The 11476-nt window shown below is 33.3% G+C and carries 8 protein-coding genes; 1 reads left to right on the top strand and 7 read right to left on the bottom strand.

All coding sequences use genetic code 11. The annotated features are described in order from the left end of the window. Positions 1 to 44 precede the first annotated feature (44 nt). The 7 genes from ypfJ to B3J44_RS15900 all read right to left on the bottom strand — a co-directional run bounded on the left by ypfJ (position 45) and on the right by B3J44_RS15900 (position 10868). Positions 45 to 899, bottom strand: coding sequence for a KPN_02809 family neutral zinc metallopeptidase (gene ypfJ / locus B3J44_RS15930; RefSeq protein WP_278020901.1), 855 nt, complete (start codon positions 897 to 899; stop codon positions 45 to 47). A 161-nt stretch (positions 900 to 1060) separates the two neighbouring features. Further along, a complete protein-coding gene (locus B3J44_RS15925) occupies positions 1061 to 5038 on the bottom strand; it encodes a PAS domain S-box protein (protein ID WP_286969608.1) in 3978 nt (1325 codons plus the stop codon). A 166-nt stretch (positions 5039 to 5204) separates the two neighbouring features. Then, positions 5205 to 6002 (bottom strand): hypothetical protein, encoded by a 798-nt coding sequence (locus tag B3J44_RS15920; protein WP_286969607.1) that lies wholly within the window; start codon positions 6000 to 6002, stop codon positions 5205 to 5207. A gap of 118 nt (positions 6003 to 6120) precedes the next feature. Further along, positions 6121 to 7449: an aldehyde dehydrogenase gene (locus tag B3J44_RS15915; RefSeq protein ID WP_286969605.1), complete on the bottom strand. Its 1329-nt coding sequence runs from the start codon at positions 7447 to 7449 to the stop codon at positions 6121 to 6123. Between the two features lie 76 nt (positions 7450 to 7525). Further along, the gene (locus B3J44_RS15910; protein WP_278020905.1) at positions 7526 to 8215 is read right to left on the bottom strand and encodes an RluA family pseudouridine synthase; all 690 of its coding nucleotides are present in this window, start codon (positions 8213 to 8215) and stop codon (positions 7526 to 7528) included. Between the two features lie 214 nt (positions 8216 to 8429). Continuing rightward, a complete protein-coding gene (gene panB, locus B3J44_RS15905) occupies positions 8430 to 9248 on the bottom strand; it encodes a 3-methyl-2-oxobutanoate hydroxymethyltransferase (protein ID WP_198856430.1) in 819 nt (272 codons plus the stop codon). 192 nt (positions 9249 to 9440) lie between these two features. After that, a complete protein-coding gene (locus B3J44_RS15900) occupies positions 9441 to 10868 on the bottom strand; it encodes an L-serine ammonia-lyase (RefSeq protein ID WP_198856429.1) in 1428 nt (475 codons plus the stop codon). A gap of 291 nt (positions 10869 to 11159) precedes the next feature. Here B3J44_RS15900 and B3J44_RS15895 point away from each other — a divergent pair. Further along, positions 11160 to 11476, top strand: a 317-nt coding sequence (locus B3J44_RS15895) for a cation:proton antiporter (RefSeq protein ID WP_286969599.1), incomplete at its 3' end; no start/stop codon positions are given.

The following is an 11476-nucleotide window of genomic DNA, read 5'->3' as shown; positions in this document are numbered from 1 at the left end:
TAGGGTTGTGCTTTTTTGGTTGGTAATTATTTGGTTTTTATGTATTATCTAATGTCTTCAAATGTAGTTCCTTGTTTAATATCTCCAGTTGTAAAACCTTTCTTAAACCAATACATTCTTTGTTCTGAAGTTCCGTGAGTAAAAGAATCAGGAACAACATGTCCTTGCATTTTGCTTTGAATAGCATCGTCTCCAACAGCATTTGCAGCACTTAAAGCTTCATCTATATCTCCCACATCAAGATCTTTCTGGTTATCGTGTGCCCAAACTCCAGCATAAAAATCAGCTTGCAATTCTAAAGCTACAGATAATTTATTAGCTTCTGCATCGCTTTTTCCTTGCTGCATTTGACGCATTTTAGAAGATGTTCCCATTAAGGTTTGAATATGATGACCAATTTCATGCGCAATAACGTATGCAATCGCAAAATCGCCTCCTTTTGCGCCAAATTTAGTTTTTAACTCTTCAAAAAAATCTAAATCCATATATACTTTGCGGTCGCCTGGGCAATAAAAAGGTCCTGAAGCAGATGATGCTCCACCGCAAGCAGTTTGTACAGCGCCTTTAAAAAGAACTAATTTTGGTTTTTCGTAGGTCATGCCATGTTCTGCAAAAATCTTTGTCCATGTATCTTCATTGTATGCAAGTAAAGTCCTTACATATTCGCCCATTTTTTTATCTTCCTCGCTTAGAGGAGCTGCAGTTTCTGTTTGTTGGGATTGTCCACCTTGCATTTGTTCTAGAATTGGCGCTATTTGCTGACCTGTTTCACCGCCAAAAACATTAAGCAGTAAAATAATAATCCCGATAACTCCACCGCCGACTAGTGCTTTGCCACCGCCAGAAATTGATCTTCTGTCTTCTACATTGTCACTTTGTCTTCTGCCTTGCCATTTCATATTGAATTCTTTTTAATCTGGTTATTAAAACGTTGTACGAATTTATAGATTTTTTATGATAAATTTCACAATCGGAACATTAAGTTTTCAGTCTCAGTTTCTGTTTTCTATTAAAAGCAATTTATTAAGGCTGTGGCTCAAACTGAGATTCAAAAACTAAATCATCCTAGCCATTTTACTAATGCTTCTTCAACTGTTCCTTTCATGATTGGTTTAGAAATATAATCGTCCATTCCGGCAGAAATACATTTATTGCGTTCTTCTTTTTCAGCGCCTGCCGTAACGGCAATTATAGGAATGTCGCGTCCTTTTTTGGTATTTCTAATGGCTTTTGCAGTCTCATAACCATTCATTATTGGCATTTGAATATCCATAAAAATAAGAGTTGGATTAATTTTTTCAAATTGTTGAATGGCTTCGTATCCGTTTTCGCATTCGAAAATAAAGGCATTATGATATAAGTTTTTTATAATTGTTTTAAGAAGTAGCATGTTTACCTTGTTGTCTTCTACAATTAGAAAAGTAATATTGTTGTCGTTTGTTTCGATCTCATCAGAATCTAGATTGATATTTAAACTTTTAAGCTCGGCATTATATTTATCATTTATGCTTTGATTGCTTGTTTTTAGATTTAAATCAAAGAAAAAAGTACTTCCCTCGTCAATTTTGCTTTCCAACTGTAAACGACTTTCCATTAAAGCGAGCAATTGGTTAGATATGGTTAAGCCTAATCCGGTTCCTCCAAACTTTCTTGTTGTAGAGCTATCTTCTTGTAGAAAAGCTTTAAAGATTTTCTTCTGATTTTTTTCAAGAATTCCAATTCCAGTATCGATTACGGCAAAACGAAGCACGCAATTGTTGTTATGGTTCTTTTCTAAAACCGAAACGTTTAACTTGATAGACCCTTCGGTTGTGAATTTAACGGCGTTTGAAAGCAGATTAATCAAGATTTGTTTGAGTCGAACAATATCTGTCCAGATATATTTGGGAACATCAGGATCAATATTTAATTCAAGTTCCAGATTTTTTTTGTTCGATTCGTAAACAATTAAATCAAAAACTTGACCTAGAATTTTTTTAATATCATATAGATCAATAAACAGTTCCAGTTTTCCTGCTTCAATTTTTGAGAAATCCAAAATGTCATTTATAATTTCAAGAAGAGAATGAGCTGATTGGTTAATCGTGGTCATGTATTTTTCTTGAATTTCCTCCAATTCCGTTTTCATTAATAAATGTGTAAAACCAATAATTCCGTTTAGAGGAGTTCTAATTTCGTGCGACATATTAGCCAAGAAGTCAGATTTTGATTTGTTTGCCGCTTCAGCCAGCTGTTTCGCTTTTATAGCGTCTTCTATTTCTTTTTTACTTGTAATGTCAAAATAAATTCCGCCAACAAATTCAATTTCATCATCTCGTTTAATTACGTCTCCAAATTCTTCAATCCAAATAAACTCACCACTTTTGCGTTGAATGCGATATACATTATGCAAAGGCATTCCATGCTGTAGATTATCGATTTGATTGTTAATTACCTCTTCTTTGTCATCTGGATGAATTAACGATAAGAAAGATAAATTATTTTCAATGAATTCAGATTTTGAATATCCCGTAAGATTTAAAACTTCATCGTTTAAGAATATTTTGGTAGAGAAGGCATCAAATTTTGATAGATAAACTGTGCCAGGAATGTTGTTTGCAATCAGTTTAAATTTTTCCTCACTTTCAATGATTTTAGTTTCGTTTCGGTTTCTTTCTAGAGCAGATGAGATATTATTTGCCAATACCTGAAAGATGTTTATTTCGTCTTCAGACCATTTTCTTTCAGTAGTGCAGTCGTCAAAACCAATAAAACCAGTAAATAAATCGTTAATGTAAATTGGCAGAATTAAGATCGATTGAATTTCATTATCTATAAGTAGTTTTTTGAAAAAACCATCATTAAGATTTCTTGTAAATGTGTTTAGAATTTTTCTTTGCGAAGCAACATCATAAATTTCTTGAAGATTTTCTTCTGTCATATGGTGCAGAGGAGTAATTTGATGGACAACACCTTCACGCGACCATTTATATTTTTGACTAACAGTATTGTAAATCGGATCCTTTTCGTAGTAATACATATGATCTACTTTGGCTGCTTTTCCGATAATTTGATAGGTTTCCTGAAACATCTGATGAGTAGTTTTGCTCAAGAGAAACTTTTCGGTACATAGAGAAAGTGCAGACAAGAGCTGACTTTTAAGTTCTAATTTTCTTTCTACTTCTAAGCGCATTTGTGAAGAAATTGCAAGCGAAATTACGTCAGAGATAGTTCTCGCATAATTAATGTCTTCATTGTCCCATTCACGTTTTTGTTCTGTACTTTCAAAACAAGCAACACCTGCTAATTGGCCTGTTAAGAAAATAGGCACATCTAGCATCGATTTGATATTGTTTTTTGTAAAATAAAGCTTTTGAAACTCAGAGGTTTCCAGTTTGTTGAATACGTCTGGCGCGTTAATAATGGCTTTGTTGTTTAAGGTTTCAAAATAAATAGGATAGGATTCTTTATTTAAGATGTTTTTATCGCTTAAACTTTGATTGTCTATGCTAAAAAGGTTTTTGCAGGTAATTAAATCATTGTCGTATTTCCAGAAACTTACGCGGTTCGTATTGCTTATAGAGGCGGCTTCTTTTAAGATTAAATCTATAACCGTATTTAAATCATCGTATTTGCTAAAGTCTGTCGTAGATAATTTTTTGGTCGAATTATTATAGGCCTCAATTTTTTTAAGACGTCTTTTTTTCTCGTTTTCGATGTTTTTTTTCTCGGTAATATCTCGCGCAATTCCAGAAAATCCAGCCGTTAATCCTAAGTCGTTTTTTCGAACAATAATTTTTTGTGAAATCCATATTTCATCGCCATTCTTCTTCAAAATAGGAATTTCGATAATCGGATAATTATTTTCGTTAAGCACCAAATTTTCATAAAAGTCAACAGCACTACTGATGTAGTTATCGTGAATGAAATTAGAATAATGCTTTTTGATTATTTCGTTTTGAGTGTATCCAAGAGCAGAAATGCCAAATTCATTTATAAAAGTAAAATGACCATCAGCATCGATTTCAAAAATAATATCTGTTGCCGTTTCAATTAGATTTTTATATTGATCCTGAACAATAACTTGTTCTGTTACGTCTTGTCCAATGCTAATAATTAAGTCGTCTGAGAATTTTTTATCTTTCCATTGAATGTATTTATATTCACCGCTTTCGGCTTTTAATTTCCTAATGTAAAGTTTGTTTTCTTGATTTCTAACAAGATTTAATTTTTCGTTGGATTCTAAATTTTCAGTCAATTCCCAGAATTTTAAACCCATAACCTGATCAGGTTGATATCCTAAAATAGGGGTTATGGTTTCGCTGCAAAAAAGTATTTCGCCTTTTTGGTTGGATGCTATTGTAAGCGAATTTCCTTTGTGAACAATTTCGTTTGCAAATCTAAAATTGTCTCTATTGTCTAATAAAACTGCATATTTTACTTGGTTTATGATGAAAATAAGGATGCAGAAATTGATTAATAAAATAGAAGATTTTATTGGAATTAGCTGAAATGCAACTGTTGCTATTAAAAAGCTAAATGTTAACGCAACAAAAAGCCAGTATATTTTTATAGGCTTAAGTATGTTGTAAGAAAAGAAAAATGAAATCAGGAAGACAATAATTGGTACAACATCACTGCTTAAAGTAACAATGTTGTAAGCAACATAACTGATATAAACAAAGAAGGAAGAAATGAAAATTTGTTGAATGTGATCTCTTACCCATTTAATTTTGTTTGTTATGGTGTAGATAACAAGAACAAAAATACCAATTAGAACATTGATTATTAATAGACTTTTAGGTCTAATTTTAAAGATCTCATTTATGATCTCAATAATAATAACTGCAATACCAAAAAATAAAATATAAAGCTGATATTCTCTGCCAACGGTATCTTGTTCTTTCTTTTTTTCGATGAAGTATCCAATTTTAGCTTTAATTCTAAAAAATTGGTAAACTAGAAGCGACAGAAATGCAAAAAGCGATAAACCTAAAACAAAAAGCTTATGGTTATTGTAGTAAATTATGTCTGAATTAAATACATACCACCTAGTCACAATCGATTCGAAGGTACTTCCAACAGTGGAAATTCCTGAAAGAATCAAATTGAAAAAACTACAGTTTGCGGCCATAGAATTTGGGGGTATGTTGGTTTAGTAAATAGCGTTTTGAAAATTCTTAAAAAGAAGTGGTTAAGTTCTCTGAAATTAAGAATTTTCTATTTTAATCTACATTGTATTTTCCAATTGAATCAATTGAATCTTCATCTTCAGATTGTGTTCCAAAAATGGCAAAATAGGTCGCGTAAATCATTGAACTATTAAAAACAACAGTGAAAATAATCCCTACGCAACAACCGATAAAACCAACCATTGAACCAAGGAAACCTATGATGAAAAAAGCAAATATATTAAGTGGGTTTTTTGTAACGATAATTAAGCTCGATTTTATAGCGTCTATAGCCCCAAGGTTTCCAAAAACAATTAACGGAATTGATAGAAACATAAAGTAAGAAACCATAAATGAAACTACATTTCCAACAAATATGATTCCTGCGCTTTCAATTAAATTGGCGATAGCAGTTCCGAAAAGGGCAGGAATAAAGGCTGCTACAAAAATTTGCCCGAAATATGGTGATTTGTAATAAGTGAAGATAGTAGAAACATTAAATTCTACATCTCTGTCTGCAGAATCTGCCATTTTTAGAAAACCAGCACCAAATGGAGCTGTTATTCCTGCAACTATAGAAACGGCAACAGTTTGAATTACAAGCTGAATAGTAGTGAATTGTTGGTTTTCAAAATTTTGAATAAAATCTTTTGAGATTGCTTCAGCTCCATAATAGGCAACCATTATGCCCATAAAAGCCACAGCTGCAATAATTGAAAACACCAAAATGATAAGCCCAGAATAAAGTGCTATTTTTTTATAATTTTCGAAGGCGTGATTAAAAACTGTAGCAAAATCAAGGGAAAAGCCATTTTTTTTAATGTCCTCAATTTGGTCAAGTGTAGATTTCATTTATGTAAGATTGTTTTATAGACTTGTAATATTTGAAAGGTATCTTGACGTAAATATAATATATTTAATCAATTCCGTATAAAAATCTACAAAACATTCCGAAATGTTTTTAACTGATTTATAGCCAGTCTAGAATTCGTTTTATTGGCCCCAGTTTATCCTTATAAGGCGCATAACGCATTGGTAAATCAAGCCAGTTTCCTTTTTTTACAATTGCTTTGTGATGAGAAAATGTATCGAAGCTTCGTTTGCCATGATAAGCACCAATTCCGCTATGCCCGACACCGCCAAAAGGCAGTCTATTGTTAGAAAAATGAATAACCGTATCGTTGATGCACCCGCCTCCAAAAGAGTATTTTGAAATTAATTTCTTTGCAAATGAATTATTTTCGCTAAAAATGTAAAATGAAAGAGGTTTCTCATAACGGCTTACAACCTTTTCAATATCATTTTCATTTTCATAAACAAGAATTGGCAGAATAGGCCCAAAGATTTCTTCTTTCATAACAGCGCTATCCAAATCTGGTTCTTCAAGAAGAGTAGGCGCAATATAAAGTTTATTGGCGTCGCTTTCTCCACCAAATAAAACATGTTCGCCTTGAATCATATTGGTTAATCTATACCAGTTTTTCGTATTTATAATTCGTGCAAAATCAGGAGATTTATCTATTTTCTTTCCATAAGCTTTTATGATTTCTTCGATCATAAAAGAAATGAAATTAACTTTCATGTTTTTCTGAATTAGAATATAATCTGGAGCAATGCAAGTTTGTCCTGCGTTTATAAATTTCCCCCAAACAATTCGTTTTGCAGCCAGTTTTAAATTGGCCGTTTGATCAATAATACACGGATTTTTCCCGCCTAATTCAAGAGTAACTGGCGTTAAATTTTCTGCTGCGGCTTTTGCAACAATTTTTCCAACAGCGACACTTCCTGTAAAAAAGATGTAATCCCATCGCTGCGCCAGTAATTTATTAGAAACATCAACTCCGCCTTCAAAAACTTCAACATGATTAACATGAAATGTTTTTTCTATAATTTTTGCAATTACAGCAGAAGTATGAGGTGTAAGTTCAGATGGTTTTAAAACAACTCTATTTCCCGCGGCGACAGCAGCAACAAGAGGACACAAAGCAAGTTGAAAAGGATAGTTCCAAGGAGCAATGATTAATACATCGCCATAAGGTTCTTTGTAAATATAATCGGTAGAAGGAAAATTAAGCAGTGACGGAAAAACACGTTTTGGTTTTGCCCATTTGTTAAGGTTTTTGATAACATCTTTAAGCTCTGAAATGACATAGTTAGTTTCGGTCAAAACAGCCTCAAACTTTGGTTTTTTAAAGTCATCATATAAAGCTTTTACAATTAAATCTTCGCTTTTTTGAATATTATACAATAACTTTTTTAGAGTTTCCTTTCGGTATCCGATGTCGCTTTTAAAGTCCATTTTACGATTAGCTTGTTTTTTTCTCCCTGCAAGTTAATCGATAAAATTTAAAAATTTAACAATTAAATCATAAAAATCATACAGCATTCCAAATTGGATCGTCTGGAGTAGGGGCGATAATTGTAATATTCTCTTTTGAAACCGGATGTACAAAAGTCAGTTTTCGAGCATGAAGATGAATTCCGCCATCAGGATTGCTTCGATCTGCTCCGTATTTTAAATCTCCTTTAATCGAAGATCCGATTGCACTTAATTGAGCACGAATTTGATGATGGCGACCTGTATGCAAATTGATTTCTAATGCTGTATAATTTTGAAGTTCTTTGATTATGGTATAATCTAAACTAGCCAATTTGCTGTCTGGAACTTCTTTTAAATGAGCTTTAGAAGTGTTATTTTTTTCATTTCGTTTTAAATAATGAACCAGTTTTGCTTTCGCTTCTTTTGGTTTGTTTTTTACAACAGCCCAATATGTTTTTTTAGTCTCACGATTGCTAAACAATTCATTCATTCGAGACAAAGCCTTACTCGTTCTAGCAAAAACCACAATTCCCGTTGTAGGTCTGTCTAATCGATGAATGACACCTAAGAAAACATCACCTGGTTTGTTATATTTAGCTTTAATATATTCTTTTACAACATCAGACAAAGGTTTGTCACCCGTTTTATCTCCTTGTACAATATCACCTACACGTTTATTGACCACGATAATGTGATTGTCTTCGTGTAAAATTTGGAGATTATTTTTATCGGAAACTATTTTCATTTATCTGATTATGGAATTTAAATTATAAATTGTTTAGTTGTTTGGCTAAAGCCTTTTAATGGGCCAAAATACAAACCTCCAGCTAAAGCTGGAGGCAATTATTAGTTTTTGATTTTTTAGACCATTGAGCCTTTGTCACTCTGAACCTTTGAGCCTTTGCAACTAAAAGAAAAACTTAGAACCTTAGCAACTCAGAACCTTAGTATCTTAAAATCTAATATTGTTCATTAGCATTAGGAAAATCACTAGACTTAACATCTGCAGCGTATTGACCTATTGCCTTAGTCATTTGGTCGTAAAGGTTTAAGTAACGACGTAAGAAACGCGGACTAAATTCATTATTCATTCCTAACATATCGTGAATTACTAAAACTTGGCCGTCTACGCCACCTCCAGCTCCAATTCCGATTACTGGGATAGAAATGCTTTCTGCTACTTTTTTAGCAAGTTCTGCTGGGATTTTTTCTAAAACAACAGCAAAACATCCAACTTTTTCAAGCATTTGAGCATCTTCAATTAGTTTTTCAGCCTCTTCTTCTTCTTTTGCGCGAACACTATAAGTTCCGAATTTGTAGATAGACTGAGGAGTTAAACCTAAGTGTCCCATTACTGGAATTCCAGCATGTAATATTTTTTTAATTGATTCTTTGATTTCTTTTCCGCCTTCTAATTTTACAGCATGAGCGCCACTTTCTTTCATAATTCTAATAGAAGAACGTAAAGCTTCTTTTGGATCAGATTGGTAACTTCCAAAAGGCAAGTCAACTACAACCAAACCTCTTTCTACAGCGCGAACTACAGAAGAAGCATGATAAATCATTTGATCTAAAGTAATAGGTAGAGTTGTTTCGTGTCCAGCCATTACGTTTGATGCCGAATCACCAACTAAAATTACATCGACACCAGCGGTATCAACGATTTTTGCCATTGTGTAATCATACGCAGTAAGCATAGAGATTTTTTCTCCGTTGCTTTTCATTTCTATTAATGACTTTGTTGTGATTCTTTTATAATCTTTTTTTGCTACTGACATTTTAATGTTTTTTTGATATTGTAAAAGTATTGAATAAATGTAAAACAGGAATTAGCAATTGTAGAATATTTCGACAGAAAATAGTTTTCGGTCTTTAAATCCTAATCAAAATTGCCTGTTTTACATTATAATAAAATAATTATGCAGCTTATGTATAAGTATTAATTTGTAGAATTCTTGATAACTTAAAGTTTAGCAGTCGGCCATATTTACGGCAACTGCCAAACCTCCTTCAGAAGTTTCTTTATATTTTGAATTCATATCTTTTGCTGTTTCCCACATCGTATTAATTACTTTGTCTAATGGGACTTTAGCATTTTTAGAATCGGTTTCTAAGGCCAATTCAGCAGCATTTATCGCTTTGATGGCGCCCATAGTATTTCTTTCTATACACGGAATCTGAACCAATCCGCCAATTGGATCACAAGTTAAACCTAAATGATGTTCCATTGCAATTTCTGCCGCCATTAAAACCTGAGCAGGAGATCCGCCCATTAATTCGCACAGAGCTGCAGCAGCCATAGAAGACGAAACGCCAATTTCTGCTTGACATCCGCCCATCGCGGCAGATATAGTTGATCCTTTTTTGAATATACTGCCAATTTCGCCAGCAACCATCAAAAATTGTTTGATTTCTTTTTCGCCTGCATTATGGTTTTCAATCACCATGTAGTACATTAAAACAGCAGGAATTACACCCGAACTTCCGTTAGTTGGAGCCGTAACTACACGGCCTAAAGAAGCATTTACTTCGTTCACGGCAAGTGCAAAACAGCTAACCCATTTTAAGATTTGGCGGAATTTAACTTCGGTTTTTCTAATTTCTTCTAGCCAGCTTTGCGGATCATTATAGTTAGATAATCCGATTAAGTTTTGGTGCATGTCAAAAGCTCTTCTGCGCACGTGAAGTCCGCCAGGAAGAATACCTTCAGAATGGCATCCAATATACATACATTCCAGCATCGTATTCCAAATGCGCATTAATTCAGAATGCACTTCAGCTTCTGGGCGCATCGAAATTTCATTTTCGTATACAATTTCAGAAATCGATTTGTTTTCAGTAATAGTATAATTCAATAATTCGGCTGCGTTTTGGATTGGGTAGGGAAATGCACATTTAATTGCCTTTTTTTCTTTAGCATTTGTACGTTCTTCTTTTACCACAAATCCTCCTCCGATAGAATAGAAAGTAGATTCGTATTCAGAATCATCAGACTTGTAAGCCGTAAATTTTAGTCCGTTTGCATGAAACGGAAGAAAGTCTTTATTGAAAACAATGTCTTGAAGAAAAAAGAACGGAATCACTTTTTGGTTTCCCAAATTGATTTCGTTTGTGGTTTCGATTTTTTTTATAATACCAGCAATATCTTCGACAGGAATATATTCGGGATCTTGTCCACTCAATCCGAGCATAACGGCAAGATCTGTTGCGTGGCCTTTTCCAGTTAAAGAAAGTGAGCCATATAAATCGACTTTTACCCTTGTGATATCCTCCAAAATTGCTTCGTCTTTCAACTCTTCTAGAAAACGTTCGGCAGCGCGCCAAGGACCTAAAGTGTGTGAGCTTGAAGGGCCAACGCCAATTTTAAGCATATCAAAAACAGAGATACATTCTTCCATTGTTCAATTTTTGTTAAGACAAAGATAATCGAATAATGCAATGATGATTTCTTTTTGAGTGTTAATCTTGCGTATTTGTTAAAAAAAATATTAAAATTTAATAATTCGGCAACGAAATAAATTTAAAACCTTAATATGCACTTTCCGTAAAAAGTTAGTGTTTTTTCGGTATTTTTGTAGAAGAACGAGGCGCATTGCTTGGCTCTTAATATTAATACTTCCTGGAATTTTGTTTTAATTCTGAAATGTCTTTTTACAAATGTTAATGCCACAAGAAGATAAAGTTACCATATGATAGAATTTTTCAGACATCTATTACAAGAATTCGAATTACCTCTAAGCAACCCAGTATTAATTTTTTCGTTAATACTATTTATAATCCTGCTTTGCCCAATTTTATTAAAAAAGATCAATATTCCTGGAATTATCGGACTTATTATTTCGGGTGTTATTATTGGCCCGCACGGATTAAATATTCTGGCAAAAAACTCTGCTGTCGATTTATTTTCGACAATCGGGCTTTTGTATATCATGTTTATTGCGGGACTAGAATTGGATATGAATGAGTTTAAGGCCAATCGTAACAAAAGTGTTCTATTTGGATTTTT

It is taken from the genome of Flavobacterium sp. UBA4854 (genome assembly GCF_002399805.1).
GTDB classification, from domain to species: Bacteria; Bacteroidota; Bacteroidia; order Flavobacteriales; family Flavobacteriaceae; genus Flavobacterium; species Flavobacterium ginsengisoli.
The sequence above is the reverse complement of the archived record's forward strand: the minus strand, read 5'-3'. Positions and strand labels throughout refer to the sequence as shown.

Excerpts from the sequence above, each read along its gene's own strand:
- B3J44_RS15910 (WP_278020905.1), bottom strand. The coding sequence starts at position 8,215 with ATGAAAATAGTTTCCGATAAAAATAATCTCCAAATTTTACACGAAGAC.
- B3J44_RS15900 (WP_198856429.1), bottom strand. The coding sequence starts at position 10,868 with ATGGAAGAATGTATCTCTGTTTTTGATATGCTTAAAATTGGCGTTGGC.
- B3J44_RS15920 (WP_286969607.1), bottom strand. The coding sequence starts at position 6,002 with ATGAAATCTACACTTGACCAAATTGAGGACATTAAAAAAAATGGCTTT.
- B3J44_RS15915 (WP_286969605.1), bottom strand. The coding sequence starts at position 7,449 with ATGGACTTTAAAAGCGACATCGGATACCGAAAGGAAACTCTAAAAAAG.
- panB (WP_198856430.1), bottom strand. The coding sequence starts at position 9,248 with ATGTCAGTAGCAAAAAAAGATTATAAAAGAATCACAACAAAGTCATTA.
- ypfJ (WP_278020901.1), bottom strand. The coding sequence starts at position 899 with ATGAAATGGCAAGGCAGAAGACAAAGTGACAATGTAGAAGACAGAAGA.